Source organism: Humibacter ginsengisoli (assembly GCF_054780095.1).
Map to the genome: position 1 here is coordinate 787,714 of NZ_BAAGWZ010000006.1, position 24,616 is coordinate 812,329.

Annotated in this window: 20 protein-coding genes; 5 read left to right on the forward strand and 15 right to left on the reverse strand. The window is 68.0% G+C overall.

The features are described from left to right. Positions 1-81 precede the first annotated feature (81 nt). The 3 genes from moaA to ACYVI5_RS12005 all read left to right on the forward strand — a co-directional run bounded on the left by moaA (position 82) and on the right by ACYVI5_RS12005 (position 4,446). Positions 82-1,170, forward strand: a complete 1,089-nt coding sequence (gene moaA / locus ACYVI5_RS11995) for a GTP 3',8-cyclase MoaA (RefSeq protein WP_460580359.1) — start codon at positions 82-84, stop codon at positions 1,168-1,170. A 73-nt stretch (positions 1,171-1,243) separates the two neighbouring features. Further along, positions 1,244-2,113 (forward strand): formate dehydrogenase accessory sulfurtransferase FdhD, encoded by an 870-nt coding sequence (gene fdhD / locus ACYVI5_RS12000; protein WP_460580360.1) that lies wholly within the window; start codon positions 1,244-1,246, stop codon positions 2,111-2,113. Beyond that, positions 2,110-4,446: an FdhF/YdeP family oxidoreductase gene (locus tag ACYVI5_RS12005; protein ID WP_460580361.1), complete on the forward strand. Its 2,337-nt coding sequence runs from the start codon at positions 2,110-2,112 to the stop codon at positions 4,444-4,446. Before fdhD ends, ACYVI5_RS12005 begins: the two co-directional genes overlap by 4 nt. Positions 4,447-4,455: 9 nt before the next feature. Here the strand turns inward: ACYVI5_RS12005 and ACYVI5_RS12010 are convergent, their stop codons facing one another. Further along, positions 4,456-5,280 (reverse strand): AraC family transcriptional regulator, encoded by an 825-nt coding sequence (locus tag ACYVI5_RS12010; protein WP_460580362.1) that lies wholly within the window; start codon positions 5,278-5,280, stop codon positions 4,456-4,458. Between the two features lie 66 nt (positions 5,281-5,346). Between ACYVI5_RS12010 and ACYVI5_RS12015 the strand changes: the two genes are divergently transcribed. Together ACYVI5_RS12015 and ACYVI5_RS12020 are read left to right on the forward strand one after the other, a co-directional pair. Continuing rightward, positions 5,347-6,225: an alpha/beta fold hydrolase gene (locus ACYVI5_RS12015; protein WP_460580363.1), complete on the forward strand. Its 879-nt coding sequence runs from the start codon at positions 5,347-5,349 to the stop codon at positions 6,223-6,225. Positions 6,226-6,279: 54 nt separating this feature from the next. Next, entirely contained in the window at positions 6,280-8,124 is a 1,845-nt protein-coding gene (locus tag ACYVI5_RS12020) for an ABC-F family ATP-binding cassette domain-containing protein (protein ID WP_460580364.1), read from the forward strand. Here ACYVI5_RS12020 and ACYVI5_RS12025 read toward each other — a convergent pair. The 14 genes from ACYVI5_RS12025 to ACYVI5_RS12090 form a co-directional block, all read right to left on the reverse strand. Then, positions 8,114-9,334, reverse strand: coding sequence for an MFS transporter (locus tag ACYVI5_RS12025; RefSeq protein WP_460580365.1), 1,221 nt, complete (start codon positions 9,332-9,334; stop codon positions 8,114-8,116). The genes ACYVI5_RS12020 and ACYVI5_RS12025 overlap by 11 nt on opposite strands. After that, positions 9,331-10,272 (reverse strand): 4-(cytidine 5'-diphospho)-2-C-methyl-D-erythritol kinase, encoded by a 942-nt coding sequence (locus ACYVI5_RS12030; protein ID WP_460580366.1) that lies wholly within the window; start codon positions 10,270-10,272, stop codon positions 9,331-9,333. Before ACYVI5_RS12030 ends, ACYVI5_RS12025 begins: the two co-directional genes overlap by 4 nt. 9 nt (positions 10,273-10,281) lie before the next feature. Beyond that, entirely contained in the window at positions 10,282-11,148 is an 867-nt protein-coding gene (gene rsmA, locus ACYVI5_RS12035; protein WP_460580367.1) for a ribosomal RNA small subunit methyltransferase A, read from the reverse strand. Positions 11,149-11,155: 7 nt separating this feature from the next. Next, positions 11,156-12,061: a TatD family hydrolase gene (locus tag ACYVI5_RS12040; protein ID WP_460580368.1), complete on the reverse strand. Its 906-nt coding sequence runs from the start codon at positions 12,059-12,061 to the stop codon at positions 11,156-11,158. A gap of 5 nt (positions 12,062-12,066) precedes the next feature. After that, positions 12,067-13,659: a methionine--tRNA ligase gene (gene metG, locus ACYVI5_RS12045; RefSeq protein ID WP_460580369.1), complete on the reverse strand. Its 1,593-nt coding sequence runs from the start codon at positions 13,657-13,659 to the stop codon at positions 12,067-12,069. Between the two features lie 63 nt (positions 13,660-13,722). Beyond that, complete coding sequence (locus ACYVI5_RS12050; RefSeq protein WP_460580370.1) at positions 13,723-14,979, reverse strand: kynureninase; 1,257 nt, start codon at positions 14,977-14,979, stop codon at positions 13,723-13,725. Next, entirely contained in the window at positions 14,976-16,010 is a 1,035-nt protein-coding gene (locus ACYVI5_RS12055; RefSeq protein ID WP_460580371.1) for an amidohydrolase family protein, read from the reverse strand. Before ACYVI5_RS12055 ends, ACYVI5_RS12050 begins: the two co-directional genes overlap by 4 nt. A 7-nt stretch (positions 16,011-16,017) precedes the next feature. Beyond that, complete coding sequence (gene kynA / locus ACYVI5_RS12060) at positions 16,018-16,866, reverse strand: tryptophan 2,3-dioxygenase (RefSeq protein WP_460580372.1); 849 nt, start codon at positions 16,864-16,866, stop codon at positions 16,018-16,020. Positions 16,867-17,025: 159 nt separating this feature from the next. Then, positions 17,026-18,150 (reverse strand): DUF4232 domain-containing protein, encoded by a 1,125-nt coding sequence (locus tag ACYVI5_RS12065; RefSeq protein WP_460580373.1) that lies wholly within the window; start codon positions 18,148-18,150, stop codon positions 17,026-17,028. 119 nt (positions 18,151-18,269) lie between these two features. Continuing rightward, a complete protein-coding gene (locus tag ACYVI5_RS12070; RefSeq protein ID WP_460580374.1) occupies positions 18,270-19,700 on the reverse strand; it encodes an HNH endonuclease signature motif containing protein in 1,431 nt (476 codons plus the stop codon). 124 nt (positions 19,701-19,824) lie between these two features. Further along, positions 19,825-21,924, reverse strand: coding sequence for an alpha-galactosidase (locus ACYVI5_RS12075; RefSeq protein WP_460580600.1), 2,100 nt, complete (start codon positions 21,922-21,924; stop codon positions 19,825-19,827). Next, complete coding sequence (locus ACYVI5_RS12080) at positions 21,924-22,739, reverse strand: DeoR/GlpR family DNA-binding transcription regulator (RefSeq protein WP_460537902.1); 816 nt, start codon at positions 22,737-22,739, stop codon at positions 21,924-21,926. Before ACYVI5_RS12080 ends, ACYVI5_RS12075 begins: the two co-directional genes overlap by 1 nt. A gap of 7 nt (positions 22,740-22,746) precedes the next feature. Then, positions 22,747-23,655, reverse strand: a complete 909-nt coding sequence (locus tag ACYVI5_RS12085) for a carbohydrate ABC transporter permease (protein WP_460580375.1) — start codon at positions 23,653-23,655, stop codon at positions 22,747-22,749. Further along, a complete protein-coding gene (locus ACYVI5_RS12090; RefSeq protein ID WP_460580376.1) occupies positions 23,652-24,614 on the reverse strand; it encodes a carbohydrate ABC transporter permease in 963 nt (320 codons plus the stop codon). Before ACYVI5_RS12090 ends, ACYVI5_RS12085 begins: the two co-directional genes overlap by 4 nt. Positions 24,615-24,616: the final 2 nt, after the last annotated feature.

The window sequence follows — 24,616 nt, forward strand, 5'->3', positions numbered from 1 at the left end:
CTACCCTCGAAGCGAGGGAATCGCCCATGGCAGGCCGTTCCCGACCCGGCATCACGACCACTCGAGTCGAAGGAGCACGCCGTGACGAACACGCTTCATCGCGACGGCGAGCCGCGTGCCCTCCGTCTCCCCTCGACCGGGCTCCCGGCCGATCGTCTCGGGCGTCCGCTCACCGATCTGCGCGTCTCGGTCACCGATCGGTGCAACTTCCGCTGCGTGTATTGCATGCCGCGCGAGATCTTCGGTCGCGACTACGTGTTCATGCCCCGGGCGGAGCTGCTCACGTTCGAGGAGATCGTGCGGGTGGCGCGGATCGGGACCGAACTCGGCGTGCGCAAGGTGCGTCTCACCGGAGGCGAGCCTCTGCTGCGCCGCGGCATCGAGGAACTCATCGGGATGCTCGCCGTGCTGCGCACGACGGACGGCTCCCCGCTCGACATCGCGATGACGACGAACGGCTCCGCACTGGCGGTGAAGGCGCAGTCGCTCAAGCATGCCGGCCTGCACCGGGTGACCGTCTCGCTCGACTCGCTCGACGACGCCACGTTCCGGCGGATGAACGACGTGGACTTCCCGCTCGAGCGCGTGCTGCACGGCCTCGAGGCGGCGCACGAGGTCGGGCTCGGCCCGATCAAGGTCAACATGGTCGTCAAGCGCGGTCAGAACGACGACGACGTGCTGCCGATGGCCGAGCACTTCCGGGGGACCGGATACGTGCTGCGCTTCATCGAGTACATGGACGTCGGTGCGACGAACGGCTGGCGGCTCGACGAGGTGGTTCCCTCGCGCGAGATCGTCGAACGCATCGGCGCCGTGCATCCGATCGAACCCGTGGCCCCGGCCGCTCCCGGGGAGACCGCGGCGCGCTGGCGCTACCTCGACGGTTCGGGAGAATTCGGCGTGATCTCGTCGGTGACGCAGCCGTTCTGCGGCACCTGCAACCGGGCACGCATCTCGGCCGACGGGCGCCTCTACACCTGCCTGTTCGCCAGCGAGGGCACGGATCTGCGAGCCCTGCTTCGAAGCGGCGCGGGCGACGGCGAACTGAAGTCTGCGCTCACCGGCCTCTGGTCGAACCGCGACGACCGGTACTCGCAACTGCGGTCATCCGCCACACCGGACATCGCCTCGCACGGCCGCAAGGTCGAGATGTCGTACATCGGCGGCTGACGACCTCCAGGAGCGGCCGGTGAGCGCCGCCGGCCGTGTTGCGATCGCGGGGCCACCGGCGTATTCCTGAAATATGGGCAGAGTCACGACCCGACGGAGAGTCGCCCGGCTGACACTCGGCGCCGGCATCACGAGGCGCGAGGACACCCTCGTCGTCGAGGAACCACTCGAGATCCGTGTCGGCGGACGCTCGCTCGCCGTGACGATGCGCACGCCGGGGCACGATGTGGAACTCGCCGCAGGGTTTCTCGTCTCCGAGGGCGTCATCAGCCGTGGCGAGCAGTTCGCCTCCGCGAGGTTCTGCGCGGGCGACGCCGGCGTCGACAACACGTACAACGTGCTCGACGTGACGCTCGCACCCGGTGTCGCGCCGCCGGCACCCGAGCTGGCCAGAGCGTTCTTCACGACGAGCTCGTGCGGGCTGTGCGGGAAGGCGAGCATCGACGCGGTGCGCACGACATCCGCCTTCCGGGTGCAGGATGACCCGCTCCGCGTCTCAGCGGAGACGCTCGCGGAGCTGCCTAACCGGCTTCGTGCAGCCCAGGACGTATTCGAGAAGACCGGCGGCCTGCACGCCGCAGGGCTGTACCGGGTCGCCGACGACGAGCTGCTCGTGGTGCGTGAGGACGTGGGCAGGCACAACGCCGTCGACAAGGTCGTCGGCTGGGCGCTCACCCACGACCTGCTGCCGCTGACCGGAACTGTGCTCATGGTCTCTGGCCGGGCGAGCTTCGAGTTGACGCAGAAGGCGCTCATGGCGGGCATCCCGATGCTGGCTGCCGTCTCGGCTCCGTCGTCGCTCGCCGTCGAGCTCGCGATCGAGACGGGCATGAGCGTTGTCGGATTCCTGCGCGGAGAATCCATGGTGGTGTACGCCGGGACCCAGCGGGTCGTGCCGGCGCAGGAGAGAAGGCCGGCGCAGACGGAAGGAAGTGCGGCATGACGATCCACGAGGCCCGCAGCGAGCACAAGACGGCGCATCAGGACGAGCATCTCAGCGAGCGTAAGGTCGACGACTCGGAGCACCTGGAGATCTCGCATCCCAAGCACTGGGCGGCGGGTATCCCCGGCATCATGCACTCGGTCGGGCCGGCCGTCCGTGAGATGGGTCCGTCGCGCGCGGCGAAGCTGCTGACGTCGATGAACCACAAGGACGGCTTCGACTGCATGAGCTGCGCGTGGCCCGACCCCTCGCACCGCAAGATCGCCGAGTTCTGCGAGAACGGCGCGAAGGCGGTCACCTGGGAGGCGACGCCGGTAACGGTTCCGACCTCGTTCTGGGCCGAGCATCCGATTCCAGTGCTGCTGCAGAAGTCGGAGTACTGGCTGGGCATGCAGGGGCGACTGGTCGAGCCCGTCTACAAGGCCGCGGACAGCGACCGCTACGTGCCCGTCGGCTGGGACGAGGCGTTCCGCATCATCGCCGACAAGCTGAACTCGCTCGACTCCCCCGACCAGGCCGCGTTCTACACCAGCGGGCGCACGTCGAACGAGGCTGCGTTCGCGTACCAGTTGTTCGCGCGCGCGTACGGCACCAACAACCTCCCCGACTGCTCGAACATGTGCCACGAATCCACCGGTGCCGCGCTCGGCGAGGTGATCGGCGTCGGAAAGTGCACCGTGACGTACGACGACTTCGCCAAGGCGGACCTGATCGTGATCATGGGGCAGAACCCGGGAACGAACCATCCACGGATGCTCACCGCACTCGAGGAGGCGAAGGAGGCGGGCGCGAAGATCGTCGCCGTGAACCCCCTGCCGGAGGCGGGGCTGATGCGGTACAAGAACCCGCAGAAGGTGAGCGGCTGGATCGGCGAGGGCACCGGACTGGCCGACGACTTCTTGCAGATCAGGCTGAGCGGCGACCAGGCGCTCGCGCAGGCCGTGGCGAAGCGCGTGATCGAGGCGGAGGATGCCGCCCCAGGCACCGTGCTCGACCACGACTTCATCGACCGCTACTGCCAGGGATACGACGAGTACGCCGCGAGCCTGCGGTCGCTTGACGAGGCAGAGGTGCTCAAGGCGACCGGTCTCACGAGCGCAGAGATCGACAAGCTCGCCGATCGGTACATGAAGGCCGACCGGGTGATCATCACCTGGGCGATGGGACTCACGCAGCACAAGCGCGCCGTCGCCACGATCAAAGACATCATGAACCTGCTGTTCCTGCGCGGGAACATCGGCAAGCCCGGCGCCGGGGCATCCCCGATCCGCGGGCACAGCAACGTGCAGGGCGACCGCACGATGGGCATCTGGGAGAAGATGCCGCCCGCGTTCCTCGACAAGCTGCAGAACGAGTTCCACTTCGACCCGCCGCGCGAGAACGGAGTCGACAGCGTCGACGGCATCCGCGCGCTCGGCGAAGGACGCATCAAGGTCTGGTTCGCGCTCGGCGGCAACCTTGTCGCCGCGATCTCCGACACGGATGCCGCCGAGTCGGCTGTGCAGAAGGCGGAGCTGACCGTGCAGGTGTCGACGAAGCTCAACCGATCGCACGCCGTCGTGGGACGCGAGGCGATCATCCTGCCCACTATGGGGCGAACCGAGATCGACATGCAGGCATCCGGCGAGCAGTTCGTCTCTGTCGAGGACACCGTGTGCGCCGTGCATCCGTCGTGGGGCAAGGTCGATCCGGTATCGCCGAACCTGCTGTCGGAGATCTCGATCATCACGCGGCTGGCCAGGGCAACGCTCGGCGACAAGGTGGAGGTCGACTGGGGCGGGTTCGAGGCCGACTACGACCGGATCCGCGATCACATCGCCAACGTCTGCTCCGGATGCGACGACTACAACGTCAAGATCCGGCAGGAGGGCGGATTCGTGCTGCCGCACGGTCCGCGCGACTCGCGCACGTTCCCCACCGACACCGGCAAGGCCAAGTTCACGCTGAACGAGTTGCAGTACGTTCAGTGCCCGCCGGGGCGCCTGCTGCTGCAGACGGTGCGGGCGCACGACCAGTTCAACACGACGATCTACAGCCTGAACGACAGGTACCGGGGTGTGAAGAAGGGTCGCGACGTGGTGTTCGTGAACCCGCTCGACATCGCCGAGCTGGGCTTGCAGGACGGGCAACGCGTCGACGTGCACAGCGAGTACGACGACGGCGTCGACCGGGTGATCCGCGGGTTCCGGCTCGTGTCGTACCCCACCGCCAGAGGATGCGCCGCCGCATACTTCCCGGAGGCGAACCCGCTCGTTCCGCTGGATGCGACGGCGGAGGTGAGCAACACTCCCGCGTCGAAGTCGGTGGTGGTGCGCATCGAGCGGGCCGCGTAGCGTCGGGCGCTACCGCCCGGGCCACCCCCAAGCGACGTCATCCACGGCCAGGAACGGCTCGCCGCCGACCGTGGATGGGGTCAGGCCGGTGAACGCGGCGACGTCCCGGTGAAGGTGCGACTGATCGCTGAAGCCGGCCTCCGCGGCCACTGTCGCCGGTGCCTGCCCAACGGCGAGCCGGTGAACGGCATGGTCGAAACGAACGAGCTTGGCCGCGCTCTTCGGGGTCAGCCCGACCTGCGATCGGAAGCGGGCCCACAGCTGTCTGCGACTCCATCCGAGCTCTGTCGCGAGTCGATCGACTCGCACAGAGCCGTGTGACTCCGCGATCTGCTGCCACGCCCACGCCACCTCGGGCGTCGTGGCGACACCCGTCGAGACTCGTTCCCCGAGCCAACGTTCCACCAGAGCGAATCGGGACTCCCAATCACGGAGATCACCGAGCCGATACGTGAGCGGCTCGGCGTCTCGACCCCACAAGTCGTCGAGTTGCACGGCGCCGTCGAGCGCGCCGACCGCATCGCCGATCACGGCCCTGGCGACGGCGGGTGACAACCGAATCTGCAGGCAACTGAACGATTCCAGTTGCCGTGCCCGGAGCACCCGGCCGTACCCGGGTGCCAGCATGAAGCTGCCGCGCAGCCGCCCGCCTGCAGGGTCGTCCACGGCGAGCGCGCCTCCGAAGACCAGGATCAGGGTCACGGCCGGATGCGGGATGAGCCGCAACTGCGGAGGCGTGATCCCGCGGTCGGTGAATCCTGCCGCCTGCACACCGGCAAGCCGGATCGGGCGCGACGGGGAGCTGACATCCCACAGCAATCCGTCGCCGGCCATGCCCGCCATGGTAGGCGCGGAACATTCGTACAAGCCAGGGCGCACGTGCTCAGCGACGCTGGCAGCATGACTGAATACCCCTCGAATCCCTCCGAGACCGCCGTCGCCGGTGGCTCCGGCCTTCACTCGCTGTCGGCAGACGATCGCGTTCTCACCGTCGACGGAATCGACTTCGCTGTCTATCAGGACGGCCCGCCCGATGCCGATCCCCTGCTTCTCCTTCATGGCACCGCGGCATCGGCGCGATCGTGGGAGCCGTTGCTTCCGCTGCTGGTTCCGGCTCATCGAGTCATCCGCATCGACCTTCCCGGATGCGGGCGTTCGACACTGCCGCACGGCGCGAGCTACGACGTATCGGTCGTGGCCCGGCGCGTAGGCGGCGTCCTCGACCAGCTCGATGCGGGCCCGACAACGGTCGTCGGTCACTCCAGCGGCGGTGTCTTCGCGACCGGGCTGGCAGAACAGCGGCCGGACCTGGTGTCGGCACTCGCGCTGATCGACACCGGGCCGCACATGCGTGCCTACATCGCCGAGGAAGTCGACCTTCGCGGCGCATCCTGGACCGAACTGACCGACGACCAGCTCCGTCAAGCGATGCGGGATGGCTTCCATGCCGGCTTCGCGATTCCGAAGGACTATGTCGACCAGTTCCGCGAACTCGACTTCGGGGTCTTCGGCGCGGTCTCCGTCTCCATCCGCGGTTATCTCGCCGAGCGATCGCTGCCCGACCGGCTGGTCCCGATCGGCAAGCCACTGCTGGTGATCTTCGGCGAGCGGGACGTTCGATGGGACCCGGCGTCGGCACAGGACTACCGGATCGTCTCCGGCGCGCAGATCGAGTTGATGAACGGCCTCGGGCATTCGCCGAACCTCGAGGACCCTCAGCGCGTCGCCTCATCGCTGTCGTCGTTCCTGACAGGTCGGCTGCCGAGCGTGGGCAGCTGAGCCACAGGCGCCGGGCGTCACCGGTCGGATGCCTCGCCTACCTTTGAAGGCGACATGGCGCATCTTCTCGGGGCCGAGGCCCTGCATCTCGAGTTCCCCACCAAGGTCGTCTTCGACTCCGTCTCGCTCGGCGTGAACGAGGGCGACCGCATCGGCATCGTCGGCCGCAACGGCGACGGCAAGTCGTCGCTGCTGGCGATGCTTTCCGGCCGTCTGCAGCCCGACAGCGGGCGGGTGACGGTGCGCGGAGGCATCCGCATCGGGGTGCTCGATCAGGCCGACGTGCTCGAGGACGCGCACACCGTCGCACGCGTCGTCGTCGGCGACACGCCGGAGCACGAGTGGGCAGGCGACGCTCGCGTGCGCGACGTGATCGCGGGACTGCTGCGGGACATCCAGTGGGATGCCGTCATCGGCTCCCTGAGCGGAGGCCAGCGTCGACGCGTCGCCCTTGCTGCATTGCTCACGGGCGACTGGGATGTGCTCGCGCTCGACGAGCCCACGAACCACCTCGACGTCGAGGCGATCACGTGGCTCGCCGAGCACCTGAAGCGGCGGTGGCCGGCCAGCGCTGGCGGTCTGCTCGTCGTCACGCACGACCGCTGGTTCCTCGACGAGGTCGCCACGGCGACGTGGGAGGTGCACGACCGCCTCGTCGAGCCGTTCGAGGGCGGATACGCGGCCTACATCTTGCAGCGGGTCGAGCGCGACCGGATGGCCGCAGCATCCGAGGCGAAGCGGCAGAATCTGGCGCGCAAGGAACTCGCCTGGTTGCGCCGCGGCGCGCCCGCCCGCACGTCGAAGCCGAAGTTCCGCATCGACGCGGCGAACACCCTGATCGAGGATGTGCCGCCGATCCGCGACTCGGTCTCGCTGAAGGCTCTCGCCGTGGCGAGGCTCGGCAAGGAGGTCGTGGACCTCGTGGATGCCTCGGTGTCGTATCCGGCACGAGAAGCGGCCGACGCGGGCGACCGTGAGGTGCTGCACGGCGTGGAGTGGCGCATCGCACCCGGCGAGCGCACCGGCATCCTCGGGGTCAACGGTGCGGGCAAGTCGACGCTGCTCGGCCTGATCGCCGGCACGGTCGAGCCGACGAGCGGGCGCGTCAAGCGCGGCAAGACCGTCAAGGTCGCCTCGCTCACGCAGCGCATGGACGAGCTCGACCAGCACCTCGACGACCCGGTGCGCGTCGTGCTCGGCAGGCTGCGCACCACGTACACGATCGGCAGTGGATCCAAGGCGCAGGAGCTCACGCCGGGACAGATGCTCGAGCGGCTGGGCTTCTCCTCCGCTCAGCTGTCGACGCCGGTGAAGGATCTCTCCGGTGGCCAGAAGCGGCGGCTGCAGCTGCTGCTCATCCTGCTCGACGCCCCCAATGTGCTCATCCTCGACGAGCCGACCAACGACCTCGACACCGACATGCTCGCCGCCATCGAGGACCTGCTCGACTCCTGGCCGGGAACGCTGCTCGTCGTCTCGCACGACAGGTACTTCATCGAGCGTGTCACCGACCAGCAGTACGCGATTCTCGACCACCGGCTGCGGCACCTGCCCGGCGGGGTGGACGAATACCTGCGGTTGCGGTCGCTCGAGGAGCGGCGTGATGCCGGTGCTGGGGCGGGTTCCGCCAGTGCGGACGGCGCGGTTTCGGCAAGCTCGGCCGGCGGGAGCAGTCTGACCGGCGCTGCGCTGCGCGATGCGCAGAAGGAGGTGGCGTCGATCGAACGGCGGCTCGGCAAGCTGACCCAGCGCATCGACGCCGAACGCACCGCGCTCGCCGATCACGACCAGTCCGACTACACGGGCCTGGCGGCGAAGACGGATGCCATCGCCGAGCTCGAGCAGGAAGCGGAAGCCCTCGAGACCCGCTGGTTCGAGCTCACGGAGGCTATCGGTTGAGCAACCGCCTCCGCAGTGCGAAAGTGCCGGCCAGCAGAGCGGCGAGCACTGCGAGCCCCGCGACCAGGCCGACCGTCGCACCCCAGCCGGCGGCCGCGAAGACGAAGCCGCCCAACCAGCCGACGATGCTCGACCCGAGGTAGTAGAAGAGGTTGTACAGCGACGCCGCCTGCGCTCTGCCGAACGTCGCTCGGCTGCCCACCCATCCGGAGGCGATGGCGTGCGCCGCGAAGAATCCGGCGGTGAAGATCACGAGGCCGACGATCACCCATGGGAGCGAACCGGCCAGCGTGATAAGCACACCCGCCACCATGACGGTGACGGATGCCAGCAGCACAGCGGTGCGTCCGAAGCGACGTGCCGCCCCACCGGCCTGCCGCGAGGAATACGTGCCGGCGAGGTAGGCGAGGAACAACAGCGAGACCTCGAACGGATTCAGTTCGAACGGCGGCCGCTCCAGCCGGAAGGCCAGGTAGTTGTAGACCGTGACGAAGCCGCCCATCAGAAGGAACGCCTGCGCGAACAGCACGAGCATGCCGGGCGAGCGAAGATTCGCAAACGAAGCCTTGACCACCCACGCGATCGTCGCCCTCGACCGCCGGCCGCCGCGCGGCTGCGGCGTGACCAGCATGAAGCCGACGGTCGCCGCCGCACACAGCAGGACGACCACACCGACACCGACCCGCCAGCCGGACAACGCGGCGAACGGAGCGGCGAGGATCCGTCCTACTAGGCCACCCACCGTCGTGCCAGACACGTAGGTCGCGGCGGCGACCACTGTGTGTACCGGCCGCAACTCCTCGTACAGGTACGTGATCGCCAGTGCGGGGACGCCGCCGAGCGCGAGCCCCTGCAACACGCGGAGCACCAGGATGCCTCCGAACCCTGGAAAGACGGCGCCGCCTGCTCCTAGGAGCACGGCCGCGATCAGCGCGATGCGCATCGAGGGCAGGCATCCGATCCGGGTGGCCAGCCACGACCAGGGCAGCACTCCGACGGCGAGCCCTATCGTCGCTGCGGAGATCAGCAGCGCGGACTGCGCGGCCGTGACGTTCAGGTCACGCGCGACGAGCGGAAGTATTCCCTGTGGGGAATACAACTGGGCGAAGGTCGCGACGCCCGCGAATCCGAGGGCAATCAGGATCCGGCGGTACTCGGGAGTGCCACGATCATGACCGCGCCAGGCGATCTCAGCAGAGCCCGCGCTCATCCTCCGAGCGGCATCACTCGGGCACCGTGTACCGGCGCTGAGACGCGCACGGCCCGCAGCTGGCCGGCACTCAGCGCGATCTGCAGATCGATCGCCGACTCGCGATCCTCGGCGAGGAACGCGACCGTCGGCCCCGACCCGGAAACCAGTCCGGCCAGCGCGCCGTTGTTCTCTCCGAGTTCCAGCACATCGGCGAGCTCATCGGAGAGGTGGATCGCCGGTGCCTGCAGGTCGTTGGCAAGGTTCTCGGCGAGCAGCGCCGGATCCCCCGCACGCAGCGCCTGCAACAGCTCCATGCTCACCGACGGATGCTCCGCCACCGGCCCGAGCTCACCCGCGTGCCGTTCGCGATGCGCATCCAGCTCACGGTAGACGGCAGGAGTGGAGAGCTCGCCGCGCGGCAGCACGAGCACCCAGTCGAACCGGCCCTGCGTGAGCACGGGGCTCAGTTCGTCGCCGCGGCCCAACCCGATCGCCGTGCCGCCGGCGAGCGCGAACGGCACATCGGCGCCGAGCTGAGCCGCGAGCTCGTGCAGCTGCTCGCGCGGAAGCCCGGCGTTCCAGAGCGTGTCGCACGCGACCAGGGTTGCGGCGGCATCCGCCGACCCGCCGCCCATGCCGCCGGCGATGGGAACGTTTTTCTCGATCTCGATGCGCACACCGGTGCGCACACCTGCCGCGTCGGCCACGAGCTGCGCGGCCTGCACGGCGATGTTGCGTTCGTCGGTGGGCAACCCCGAGCAGTCGATCGGACCGCTGAAGTTCAGGGTGATGTCGTCGGCCGCCCAGACCCGCACATCCTCGTAGAGCGAGACCGCCTGGTAGACGGTCGCGACCTCGTGATACCCGTCGTCGCCGGCAACTCCGACCCCGAGGTAGAGGTTCACCTTGCCAGGGGCGCGAGCGTGCACAGGCAGACCCAGGCTGGCGGACGTCATGGTTCCAACCTACGGTGTCGGTCCGCCGACGCGCGCCAGGGCCACGAACTGGTCGGCCGTCAACTCCTCACCGCGCGCCGTCGGGGCCAGGTCGGCCGCCTCCAACACGGCTGATGCTGCCGCCGAGTCCCCGAACACGCCAGACAGCGACTGCCGCAGCATCTTGCGGCGCTGGCCGAACGCGGCATCCACGATGGCGAACATCCGCCGCCTCAACGCCTCGTCTCCCGGATGCTCGTGCCGCTCGAACGCGACGAGGATCGAGTCCACGTTGGGCACCGGCCAGAACACCTGCCGGGAAACCTGCCCCGCCGTGCGCCAAGAGCCGTACCACGCGGCCTTCACGCTGGGCGACCCGTACACCTTCGAACCGGGCTGGGCGGCCAGCCTCTGCCCCACCTCGGCCTGCACCATCACCACGCCGGACTGCAGCGTCGGCACGATCTGCAGAAGGTGCAGCAGCACGGGCACCGACACGTTGTATGGCAGGTTCGCCACGAGTCGTACCGGCGGGGCGTGCAGCGCGCTCACGGCCATTGCGTCGAGCGCGAGAGCATCCTGATGCACGACGTCGAGCCGATCGGATGCCTCAGGTGCGAGCTGCTCGACGGTCACCGGAAGCTGCCGGGCCAGCCTTCCGTCGATCTCGACGGCGACGACGGATGCCCGCGCCTCCAGCAGCCCCAGGGTCAGCGACCCGAGCCCCGGTCCCACCTCGATCACGACGTCGTCCGGCTGCACGTCGGCGACGCGCACGATGCGTCGCACGGTGTTGGCGTCGATCACGAAGTTCTGCCCGAGCTTCTTCGTGGGCGTGACGTCGAGCAGCTCGGCGAGGTCGCGGATCTCCGCCGGCCCTAGGAGTTGCATGGCCATTGCCGGTTCACGCGATGATCCCGATCGGCGTCGTGGGCGGTGCCGCGACCGGTTCCGAGTCCCACTTGCCGTAGACCAGTTCCGTGTTCGAGACGAGCTGCGCCGCCAGCAGCGAGACGTCGGTGCTGGTCACTGCCGCCATTCCGCGTACGGTGTGCGGAATGAGATAGGGCGCGTTCGGACGCCCGCGGAACGGCGACGGCGTGAGGTACGGCGCATCCGTCTCCACCAAGAGCAGAGATCGCGGCGCGATCTCCAGCGCGTCGCGCAGGTTCTGCGCGTTCTTGAAGGTCACCGTTCCCGCGAACGACATATACCAGCCGTTGTCGGCGCAGACCTCGGCCAGCCCGGCGTCCCCGGAGAAGCAGTGGAAGACGACGCGTTCTGGCGCCCCGACCCGCTTCAGAGTCGCGATCACGTCGTCGTGCGCGTCCCGGTCGTGGATCTGCAGGGCCAGGTCGTGCCGCTTCGCCATCTCGATGTGCGCCTCGAACGACCGGAACTGCGCGGCGCGACCGTTCTCATCCGTTCGGAAGAAGTCGAGACCCGTCTCGCCGATCGCCCGCACCCGTGGACGCGAGGCAAGCGAGTCGATCACGGCCAGGGCGTCGTCGAGCTCACCGGCGGCACCCAGCTCGGGCGCATCGTTCGGGTGGATGGCCACCGCCGCCAGCATGCGCGGCTCGACCGCGGCGGTCTCCGCCGCCCAGATCGACGACGCGACATCTGTTCCCACCTGCACGACGCCGCGCACCCCGACGGACGACGCACGGTCCAGGTGCTCGCGGTAGTCCAGCGCGTGGCCGTCTGCGATGCGGCCTGGCCGGGCCGACGGATCGATGTGCGTGTGGTTGTCGTATACCGGCACCACGAGCGGTGTCGGCAGCGGCGGATACGTCGGGTCGCTGGGCATGACCGCTACGCGACCACTGCCTGCTCGATGCGCGGGAACAACGCTTCCAAGGCGGAGACGCGGATGCCTGCAGGCAGCTGCCCCCACCTTCCCGCGTCGCGAAGCGGTTGCGCGGTGACCTCGCCGAGCGCATCCTGCGCACCGAGCGCCCGCCACAGCGTGCCCGTCGCCTTCGGCACAACGGGCGACAGCAGCACAGCGAGCGCGCGCAGCCCCTCCGCGGCCGTGTAGAGCACGGTCTGCAGGCGCTCGCGGTTCGCGTCGTCCTTGGCCAGCGACCACGGCTCCTGCTCGGTGATGTAACCGTTCAGCTCGTCCACGATCGTCCAGACCGCGGCGAGCGCGTCGTGGATCGCGAAACGCGAGATGGCGGCATCCGCGTTCGCGGCGGCATCCGCGACCGTGCGCTGGATCAGACGGTCGGCATCCGTCGTGGCACTCTCCACCGCAGCCGGCACCTCGCCGCCGAAGTAGCGCAGCAGCATGGCGATCACGCGCGAGGCGAGGTTGCCGAAACCGTTGGCGAGTTCGGACTGGTAGCGGGCCGAGAGGTCTTCCCAGCTGAACGAGCCGTCCTGACCGAAGCTGATGGCTCGCATGAAGTAGTAGCGGAAGGCATCCGACCCGAACGTGTCGGTGATCTGCGACGGCGCGATGCCGGTCAGCTTGGACTTCGACATCTTCTCGCCGCCCACGAGCAGCCAGCCGTGGCCGAACACCTTGTGCGGCACCTCGAGTCCCGCGGCAATGAGCATGGCCGGCCAGATCACGGCGTGGAACCGGGCGATGTCCTTGCCGACGAGGTGGTAGGCCGGCCAGCGCCGGTCGAACAGCTCCTGATCGGTGCCGTAACCGACGGCCGTCGTGTAGTTGAGGAGTGCGTCGAACCAGACGTAGACGACGTGCGACGGATCCCACGGCACCTTGATGCCCCAGTCGAAGCTGGAGCGCGAGATGGAGAGGTCGCTGAGCCCCTGCCGAACGAACTGCACGATCTCGTTGCGCACGCTCTCGGGCTGCACGAAGTCGGGGCGCGACTCGTAGAGGTCGAGCAGTTGCTGAGCGAACGCGCTCATGCGGAAGAAGTAGTTCTTCTCCTTGAGGATCTCGATCGGCCGGGAGTGGATCTTGCACACCAGCTGACCCTGGTACTCGCCGCTGAGAGGTTCGTCGAGCTCGTCGCGCTGCTTGTACTCCTCGCAGCCGACGCAGTAGTAGCCCTCGTATTCGCCGGCGTAGATGTGTCCGTCGTCGTGCAGCTTCTGCAGGAACCGGGTCACGGCCTCCTCGTGCCGTTCGTCGGTGGTGCGGATGAAGTCGTCGTTGGCGATGTCCACGGTCTCCAGCAGCGGCTTCCACGCGGATGCCACGAGCCGGTCGGCCCACTCCCGCGGCTCGAGCCCGTTCGCGGTCGCGGTGCGCAGGATCTTCTGTCCGTGCTCGTCGGTGCCGGTCAGCAGCCACGTGTCGTCGCCGGCCTGACGGTGCCAGCGGGCCAGAACATCCGCAGCGACCTCGGTGTAGGCGTGCCCGATGTGAGGGACATCATTCACGTAGAAAATGGGCGTGGTGATGTAGAACGAGGCGCCGTCGGACATGCGTTCCATCCTAAATGGAGCGGATGCCGCACTCCGGCCGCGTTACGGGCAATAGCTCCCCCGTCAGCGCAGCGCGGGCGGCAACAGCTCCGCGCGCAGGGCATCCCGTACCGCGACCATGCCGTTGTAGGTCTCCTCGAAGGATGTCGACAACGGCGACAGCCCGATTCGCAGGCCGCCCGGATCGCGGTAGTCCGGGATCACCCCTCGCTCCCGCAGTGCGGCGGTGACCTGTCGCATCGCCGGATGCTGCACCGTCACGTGGCCTCCGCGTCGTGCGGCATCCCGCGGTGACGCGAGCGCCGCACCGAGCGGCACCAGCCACTCGTCGATCAGCTGGATCGCGAAGTCGGTCAGCGCGAGCGACTTGGCACGGATCGCCTCGATTCCCTTGTCCCCGATCATCTCCAGCGTGTCCTGCATCGCGAGCATGCCGACGATCGGCGGGGTTCCGCTGAGAAAACGGCGCATGCCGGCGGCGGGAGCGTACTCGGGCCCCATGGTGAAGACATCCGCCGAGCCCATCCAGCCGTGGATCGGCTGCTGCAGCACCCGCTGCAGGTCGTCGCGCACGTACGCGAACGCGGGAGAGCCAGGGCCGCCGTTCAAGTATTTGTAGGTGCAGCCGACGGCGAGGTCGACCTCCCAGGCATCGAGCTCGATCGGTACGGATCCGGCCGAGTGGCACAGGTCCCAGAGCACGAGCGCTCCCGCGTCGTGTGCGATGCGAGTGATGCGCCGGGCATCTGCGAGGTACCCGGAGCGGTAGGCGACGTGGCTGAGCACGACGAGCGCGGTCTGCTCCCCCACGACGGCGGCGACCTGCTCCGGGGAGACGCCGGATACCGGGTCCGCCTCGATCCAGCGCAGCGTCAGTCCACGCTCTGCCGCGATCCCATCGAGGACGTATCTGTCGGTCGGAAAGTTGTCGGTATCGAGCACGATCTCGGTGCGACTTCCCGAGCTGCGCGGAGCATCCACCGCGGCCCTGGCCAGCTTGTACAGCAGCACGGTCGTCGAGTCGCCGATCACGGTCTGGCCGGGTGCCGCGCCCAGCGCCACGCTGCCGATGCGGTCGCCGATCGCGAACGGCAGCTCCATCCACTCCTCGTCCCAGCCCCGGATGAGCCGGCCGGCCCAATCCTGGGTGAGGAACCGCTGGATGCGTTCGACGCTCGCCGTGGTCGGCCGTCCGAGCGAGTTTCCGTCGAAGTAGGCGACAAGGCCGTCCGATGGCACGAACCTGGACCGGAAGTGCGCGAGCCCGTCACTTCGGTCGGCCCTCCTGGCGTAAGCGAGGAACGGGTCGGGGGCGCTCATTGCAGGGTCTCCTCCAGGTAGTCGATCGTCGTGGCGCGCGCGGTCGCCAGCCAGTGCGCCGTCTCCATCGGGCTCTCCGGCGGGGTGCCCGGCACCCAGGCGAATCGCGGACCGATCGCATCCGCGTGCGTCGCGCCCGCGATGCCTGCAACCAGGGCGTCGCGCTCCAGTGCCGCTTCGGCGAGCGCTTCCAGCTCCCTCGAGTTCACGCCGAGCGGCAGTGGACCGTTTCCGAGGTCGGTGCCGTACAACACGCGCACGCCGGCGGCCGCGAGGTGCCGCACGTTATGGAGCGCAGTCTCGAAGGCTGGCGTGCGGTCGCCCCAGCCGTGGATGTCGAGGGTCGAGATGACCGCGGTGCCTGCGCGGGACATCCGCGCGATGAGCGCGGGCTCGAGCCGTTCGGTGAACGGGGCATGCGCGATCACGTTGACGCCGGCATCCAGCGCGCGCTCCGTCATGCGCTCGCCCTCGACGTGCGCCGCAACCGGCACGCCTTCGGCTCGCGCGGCCGTGACGATGGCGACGAGCAGCTCCGGCGTCGGCACCGGGCCGGTGTCGCTGTTGAGAGCGACCTTGATGACGGATGCCCCGGCAGCCGCCTGCGTGCGTACCGCCGCCTCAGCCTCGTCGGGGTCGCGCAGCTCGACGACGGCCGGGTCGGGCGCCCAGTCGCGGCCCTTCGGATACCCGCCGGGGCAGGTGAGGAAGGCGCCGGCGATGTGGATGTCGGGCAGCGTGGATCCGGGGAACGCGGCGTCTCTGCGCAGTCGCCCGGTCAGTGCCGGGTCTCCTCCGAGGTCGACGACGTGCGTGATGCCGCCGGCGAGCAGCGGTTCGGCATCGACGAGCGTCAGGTGCACGTGGTGGTCGGTGAGGCGAGGGAAGAGCGTGCCGGGCACCTCGATGTCGGCACGGGCATCCGGCCCGACCGGTTGCAGCAGACCGTCGAGCAGTGCGTACGCCGTGCGCCCGCGGAACGATCCGGTCCACGCCGCGTCGAACGCGACGATCTGGCCCTCATCTAGCATCGGCCGCTCACGCCGGTGCTCCGATCTGCGTGCGCACGGCGTACAGCTCGGGGAAGAAGGCGATGTCGAGCGCCTTCTGCAGGAAGGGAACGCCGCTGGATCCGCCTGTTCCGGTCTTCATGCCGATGGTGCGCTGCACGGTCTTCAGATGCCGGAACCGCCACAGCTGGAAGTTCTCCTCCAGGTCGACCAGCTCCTCGCATGCCTCGTACTCCGACCAGTGCTCTTCGGCGTGATCGTAGATATCGCGGATCACCGGCATGAGCTCCTCGTTCATGCGGTACGCCTGCGTCACATCGCGCTCCAGAGCGGATGCGGGCACCTCGAAGCCTGCTCTGGCCAGGTAGCGCAGGAACTCGTCGTACAAAGTCGGCTCGTGAAGGATGCCCGACAACAGCTCGTGCGCGGCTGCATCGTTCTCGAACACCCGCAGCATGCGGGCGTCCTTGTTGCCGAGCGTGAACTCGACGGCCCGGTACTGCCAGGACTGGAATCCTGACGAGTTGCCCAGGAAGCCGCGGAACTGCGCGTACTCGGTGGGTGTCAGGGTGGCGAGCACCGACCACTGGTCCGTCAACGTGCGCTGAATATGCTTCACCCTGGCGATGCGCTTCAGCGCCGGTTGCAACTCGTTCTCGCGCAGCAGCCTGCAGGCATCCGTCAGCTCGTGCAGCACGAGCTTGAACCAGAGCTCCGTCGTCTGATGCTGCACGATGAACAGCAACTCGTCGTGATGCTCCGGAGAGCTCACCGGATGCTGCGCCGACAACAGCTGCTCGAGCCCGAGATACGACGAGTAGCTCATGCGGCGGCTGAAGTCGGTGACGATGCCCTCTTCGTAGCGGTCTGCGGTCATCACGCCTCCTCGCGTCCGCTCCATTGTCGCGTGGCGGTCGCGGCGGGGTCGAATCGTCCGCACGCTGCTGGCGCGCAGGATCCTGCTCACCCGCTCCGACGAGGCGGGCACGGTCGTGCGCTCCCTTGTGCAACATCGAGCTACTCGCGGCCGTACGGCTCAGTGGCCGATTCCGGACTCCCACGCGGTGATCGACACGCTGCTGCCGTCGGTGATGTCCGTCTGGGTGTCGAGTGCCGACCGGATCGCACCAGCGTAGGGAGCGACGAGTATCGAGTTCGCGGTGTCGCCCTGCGTGCCTGCACCCCATGACAGCGTCGCCTTTGCGGTCGTTCCGGGGCTGAGCGTCACCGTGTGCGGCCCGGGATCCTGTGCCAGGTACGAGCTGCCGTGCACGACCGGCACATTCAGCTCGCCGCCGTTCGAGGAGGCGAACGCGATGTCGGGGTAGCCGTCGACGACGCACGAGGTGCCGGACTGGTTCACCAGCACCAGCGTGATGGCGCGGTGGCCCAACGCGCCCTGCGTGCCCGAAGCGCTGATGCTGATGTCGGCATCCGTGCACCAGCCGGCGGCCGGCGCAACGGGCGTAGGCGCCACGCGAGACGGAGCTTGCGGGCGCGGCGTCGGGCTCGGGGTGACGGGGTGATACACGGGCGACAGCCCTTGCGCGGCCCGGTCCTGGCGCGTCGACGCCGGCAGCCCGCTGACGATGACGACGGATGCCGCGACCGCCATGACGGCGGCTGTGACGCTCATCCACGCAGCGACTCTGCGGCCGACCGGATTGCCGAAGTTGGCCAGCACGAGCGCGGGGAGCCATCCCCAGACCAGGCCGACGATCGCACTGGCCAGAAACCCGGGCAGATGCTCGCGGAAGACCCATTGCAGGCCGAGAGGCTCCTGCTCGGCCTCGGCCAGCACGGCCGCGAGATCCCACACCGCAGCTGTCACCACGCCCGCGACGGCACCCACGAACCAGGCGATGATCACTCTCATCAGCCGAGTCGCCGAGGACCAGTTGCGCATCCTGGCGGCCAGGGTGTAGCCGCAGGCAAGCAACGTACCGAACAACACCGCACCGAGAACTGGCAGCACGGTTCCCCACGGCGCTCCGCGCTGCCAGATTCCCATCGGCAGAGTCGGAACCACGACCACGCGGATCAGCGGAGCCAGGCGAACCGACGACAGGGCGGCCGAAGCGCTGCCGAGCTCCAGGAGGATCCAGCACACGGCTCCGACGAGCGCACTCCCGATGATGACGAGGCTTCCCTTGCTGCGCACCGACCCAGGCTATAGGGCGTCGTGTACTGGCCTGTCTTCCCAGAGCATGCCGCGAGTACGCGATTGTGCTTGCGCTGGCTCTCAGCGGCTGCAGCTGAAGCCTCACTACGGCCAGGCGTTTAGAAGGGTGGTGGGTCGCTGTCGTATCCGGTGGGGGTGCGGACGCGGATGCCGCCGTCGGGTTTCGGGTCCAACCGGATCCTGGTCACGGTCTTCAGCCGGTGGAGCCGGGGTTTCAGCGGTGCCAGGTTGGTCACGTTGGTGGGTCCGCCGTGTTGTCGTTCGATGACGTGGTCGATCTCGGCACCGGTGGTGACCCCGACTGGGAGGTAGGGGGCGGCGTCCTCGTCCAACCCGTACCTCAACGTCAGCCAGGTCCGCTGATCCGGGGTCGGCCGGTACCGTTTCGTGTCCAGATTCAACTGTGCCGGCCGGATCGGGTCCGCCAGCACTTTCCGGAACGAGGGTGCGTCCCGTAACGCTTTCCCGGCAACACTGGGCGGGATCGGACCATAGCCCAGGAGCTCGGCGAACCGGCCGTCCGCGTCGATCAGCACGAACGGTTGGACACCGGTCTTCACCGGTGCGACACCCGTTGCGTCGCCCTCGTGGCTGCGGGTGGCGGTGCCGTCGCGGGTGGCGGCGCCGCCGCAGGTGGCGGTGCCGTCGCAGGTGGTGCCGCCGGTGGTGAGCAGTTGCAGGGTCAGGTCGGCACGCAGCTGGTCCAGGGTGCGGTTCTCACCGGGCAGGGCACGCAACCGGCGTGCCTCCGCGGTGAGCCGGGCTTCGGCTTGCGCGATCTGAAGCACCGGCCCGTACACCGACAACCAGCCCATGCCGTCCTCGGCCGGTTCCACACACACCCGGCGACGCTTCCTGGCCTCCTCATGCCGCCGCTCCAGAGTGTCCGCACACAGCCGCTCCCGCAACAGCCGCGCCCGACGACCCAACACTCCCGGGGTCACCCGTTCGGCGATCCCGGCCAGACGTTCGTCGTACGTGCCCAGCACAGCATCCGGGAGGCCGGTGCAGGCATCCACCGCGGCGCGCACGTGCTGCGGGCTGATCCGACCCGAGCAGAACAGATCACGTAACCGCGGCAACGACGTCGTGAGCACGTCACCTTCCCACGCCAGGTTCCGCACCACGTTCTCGCTGACATGCAACCGGTGCGCGAGATCGAACGCGACCGACCGGAGAGCGAAGTCCACCTCATCCGCTTCCGGGTCACGCTCCGTGATCCCCACCGGCACGTAGATCCGCGGATCCTCACGTGCCAACTGGAACGCTTCCCGGATCGCGAACATCTGCCGAGCCGCCTCAATGTTCACCATCGTCTGCGAGCCGACCGCAGCATCCAGAGCGAACCGGATCGCCGCCTCACCCGACACCGTGACCACCGACGACACGAACCGATCCGCAGGCGAGGAAGCCCCGGACGCGTTACGGAACGAAGACTCCACCTCGTCGACGAGCGAGGACTCGTCGATCACATCCACCCACCACAGCTGACCCTCCAGCCCAGCATCCGGCAGTCCTTCACCGTTCATGTCTTCGACGCTAAACCCGACCACCGACATTCCGAACGCGCCTCTGACCTGGCCTTTTGACTGTGGATAACCACCCAAGCCGAACCCTGTGGACGGAAAGACGGCAAGGCGTCACGCCGCAGCGTCACACCGCAGTCAGCTTCAGAACGATCGCCTGCTCCGGGTGCAGTCCCGGCATGGCAAGCCCCAGGACTTCGAGCGCGCGACCGCTCATCGCGGCCGAACCGGCGTCGAACCAGGCCGGCAGCGCGCGATGTGCTACCGCGTGCCGGTCGATCTGAAGTCCGGGCGAAACCTCGTAGAGGCGGTCCGGGTCGAGGCCCGGAATCCGCAGCCTCGCCGGCGCCTCGTCAGGCGACGTGGCCAGCGCCACGTAGGCGACAAGAGCCTCGGAGACGTCCTGCGCGATCACTCCGTACGCACTGTCCGTCTCGTCGGGACGGTCGATGCGCACCGCACGGCCCGAGTGCAGGAGCGCGCGATTGGCCTTGTAGAACGCGATCGCCGCACCCAGTTCCTTGCGCTCGCCATCGGTCAGGGCTCGCACATCCCATTCGACTCCGAAGTGCCCGAACAAGGCCGTGATCGCCCGGAACGAGAGGGCATGCGTGCGCCCCGTGGTGTGCGACGTGCCCGGTCCGACGTGGGAACCGACAAGCTCCGGCGGCAGCACCAGGCCGGTCCAGCGCTGGATCGTCTGGCGCTCGAGTGCGTCGTTGGTGTCGGATGCCCACACCCGGTCGGTGCGCTCCAGGATCCCGAGGTCCACCCGCGCGCCACCCGATGAGCAGCTCTCGATCTCGACACCCGGGTGCGCGGCACGAAGGGCGTCGAACATGCGGTACGCAGCCAGCGTCTGCTCGTGCGTCGACGATCGGCCGTCGTGGCCGAGTTCGAGCTGGTCGCGGTTCTGATCCCACTTCAGGTACGAGATGGGGTACTCGCTGAGCAGGGCGTCAAGGCGGTCGTAGATGTACTGCCAGGCATCCGGATTCACCAGATCGAGAACCTGCTGGTGCCGCCACCGCAGCGAACGGCGGTCGGCAGGACCGGAGATCCAGTCGGGATGCGCCCGCGCGAGTTCGGAGTCCTCGTTGATCATCTCGGGCTCGACCCACAGCCCGAACTGCATGCCACGTGAGACCACGTGATCGGTGAGCGGCGTAAGCCCCTGGGGCCAGACATCCGGATCGACGAACCAGTCGCCGAGGCCGGCCGAGTCGTCCCGCCGGCCGAGGAACCAGCCGTCGTCGAGCACGAAGCGCTCGACACCGAGTTCGGCGGCGGCGTCGGCGAGCTGCCTCAGCACCTCGAGATCGTGGTTGAAGTAGACGGCTTCCCAGGTGTTGAGCACGACGGGACGCGGCGACGACGGATGCCCGGGCCTCGCCCGCATCCACTCGTGGAAGCGCTCGCTCACACCGTCGAGTCCGTGCCCGGAGTATGCAGCGAACGCACGCGGGCTGCGGTAGGTCTCCCCAGGTGCGAGCACCAGCTCGCCCGGATGCAGCAGCTCGCCCACCGCAATCACCTTCTGCCCGTCGCCCGCCCGCTCGACGCGACTCGCGTGATCTCCGCTCCAGCCGAGGTGCAGCGCCCACACCTCGCCGGAGCGCCAGTTGAAGCCGGGCGTGCCGGCCGCGATCACGAGCGTGGAGTCGTGGCCCGTGCGGCCGTGCCTGCCGCTGCGCGCCCACGTGCCCTGGTCGATGGTGCGCCGTTGCGGATGCTTCTCCCTCGCCCAGCGTCCCGTCAGGTCGAGCGCCTCGGTGGCGTGCGCCGGCACCGGAAGCGAGGTGTCGAGCGAGGCGAGACGGAAGTCGCCCTCCCCTGTGTTCTCGAGTTCGTTGTCGATCAGCAGCAGGCCGGACGGCGCGAGAGCGAGGGTGGTCCGCACCCGGATGCCTGCCGCCTCGTCGCTCAGAGTCAGCACCGCGCGCGATTCATCTGCCTCGACATCCTGGAGCACAAGGCGCAGCGAGTAGTCGCGCGAACCGCGGTCGCCCGTCACGCCGGGTGTGCCACGCCACCCGCGGGACGCCTGTGGAATGAGGGACACCGGCGCCGGCTGGTCCGAGGCCGAGTGCGGCACCGACGGCTCGAGCGCTGTCGCGTCAGGTACCTGCTCGCCCAGGTCGGCACCCCAGTGCACCAGCCGCACATCGGCGTCGCGCAGGTCGAGAAGAACACTGACACCCGCGGCGCGCAGGTACAGGCGGTCGATCACGAAGCATCCTCCGAACGTGCGCGGTTCTCATCGGTGGTGACGATGCGCAACTCGCCCGCGCGCGACGAGAGCACCTCCTGTGCGTGCCTGCTGAGGCCGTCGTCGCTGATCACGACGGCGGCCTCGTCGAGCTCCGCGATGGTCGACATGCCGACGGTGCCCCACTTCGTATGGTCGGCCAGCACGACGACGCGCCTGGCCGCGGCGACGAATGCCCGATCGGTCTCCGCCTCGAGCAGGTTCGGCGTGGTGAAGCCCTCGTGCTCGTCCATGCCGTGCACGCCGAGAAAGAGGTAGTCGAGGTGCAGCTGACGCAGCGCAGAGATCGCGATCGGCCCGACCAAGGCATCCGACGGGGTACGTTCGCCGCCGGTGAGGATGACGTGGCCCTTTCCGTTCCCTGCGCGTGGATAGAGGGCGCTCGCGACCTGCACCGAATTGGTCACGACGGTGCAGTCCAGCGGCGCTCCGGCCAAGAGCGACGCGAGTCGCCACGTGGTCGTGCCAGCGCTGATGCCGATGGCGCTTCCGGCACGCACGAGGGATGCCGCCTCCCGAGCGATCGCCAGCTTCTCGCCCTCCTCGCGCACGATCTTCGACTCGAAGCCGGGCTCGTCGGTGCGCAGGCCCCCGCCGGGCAGCGTGGCACCGCCGTGCACGCGCTCCAGCAATCCGCCGGAGACGAGCACGTCGATATCGCGCCGCACCGTCATCTCGCTCACCCCGAACTGGGCGGCGAGCTCCGTGACCCGAACGGTGCCCCGTTCCCGGGCACGGGTGACGATCGCGCTCTGACGCGCGGCTGCGAGCATCATGCGATTATCCCTTGCTCGCGCCCAGGGTGAGTCCCGCCACGAACTGTCGTTGCAGCACGAGATAGATGATCAGGGTCGGGATGACGGTGATCATCGCGCCGGCCGCCAGCAGGTTGTAGTTCGAGAGGAACTGGCCCTGCAGATTGTTGATCGCCGTCGTGACCGGCAAGCGGTTGCCGGATTGGATGAACACCAACGGCCAGAAGTAGTCGTTGTAGATGAAGATCACTTCGAGCGTTCCCAGGGCGGCCAGGGCGGGCCTCGTGAGCGGCAGGATGACATTCCAGTACTGGCGCCACACGCTCGCGCCGTCCACCCGGGCCGCCTCGGTGAGCTCGGCCGGGATCGCCTTCATGAAGTTCGACAGCACGAAGGTGCAGAACCCGATCTGGAACGCGGTGTTCGCCGCGATCACGCTCACGTAGGTGTTCAGCAGCGAACCGGAATCGCTCATCCAGTACGGCAGCGTCGTGTGCTTGAAGAGCTCGAACAGCGGAGCGGCGAGCACCTGCGGCGGCAGGAGGTTGCCCGCGGTGAACATGATCAGCAGCGTGACGTTGAACTTCCAGCTGTATCGGGACACGGCGAACGCCATCATCGAGGCGAAGAAGAGCGTGAGCAGCACGGCAGGAACCGTGATGATCACCGAGTTGCCGAAGTAGGTCGGGAACCCGCCCTGCGTCCAGGCGTCGATGAAGTTCTGGAAGCTGTAGTGCCCGGCGATGGAGAAGTAGCCGTATTTATCGGTGTCGGCCTTCGGCCGCAGCGAGGTGTACAGCGTCCACACGAGCGGCAGCAACCACATGATCGCCATCACCGTGATGAACAGATAGGTGGCCCAGTGCTTCTTCTTGTGCCTGCGCGTGGCGGCCGGCTGGTGGGGCGCCACGCGCACGGAGGTCGCGGTGGTCATGCCTTTTCCTTTCGGAACGTGCGGGAGAGGTAGAACACGATCGGCACGAGCGAGATCACGAGCAGCACCACGGCGAGCGCGGAACCCACACCGATCACCTGTCCTTCACCGATGAGGTTCTGGATGACCAGCACGCTGAGCAGTTCCAGCCCGTTGGTACCGCGGTTGATGACGTAGACGATGTCGAACGCCCGTAGCGACTCGATGATCGTGATGACGACGATGATGATGTTGGTCGGCTTCATTGCCGGGAACACCACCTGGAAGAACGACTTCCAGGCACCGGCTCCGTCGAGGGATGCCGCCTCCCGCAGGCTCGGGTCGACACTCTTCAGGCCCGCCAGGTACAGGATCATCACATAGCCGGCGTGCCGCCAGGTCGCGGCGATCATGGCCGCCCACAGATTGACCCCTGGCGTTCCGAGCCAGTCGACGGCGTTCGGTTTGCCCGCCGTGCCGAGCAGGAAGTTGAGCAGGCCGTTGTCTTGCGAATAGAAGAGTTGCCAGATGATGCCGATCAGCGCCAGCGAGAGCATCACGGGCGCGAAGAAGATGCTCTGGTAGATGCGCGTTCCCTTGAGCGCCTGGTCGAGCAGCACGGCGAACAGGAGCCCGAGCGGAGTGCCGATGATCCCGAGGAACAGCAACCAGACGATGTTGTGCAGAACAGCCGGCCAGAACGGTGTGTAGTTCTGGAAGATGTACTGGTAGTTGCCGAGTCCTGCCCACTTCATGTCTGTGAAGTCGAGCCCGTTCCACTGCACGAACGAGAGTCCGATCGAGAACAGAGTCGGCAACCAGACGAGGACGAGCTGGATCAGGGTGGGAATGCCCACCATGATCGACAGCACCACCACGTCTCGTCGGGTGAATTGGCGCAGGCGGCGCCGCTTCCGGGCGGGGTTCGAACCCCGCCCCGAAGCGGCTGCCTTCTGCGTGTCTGCAGACGTGACCGCCATGA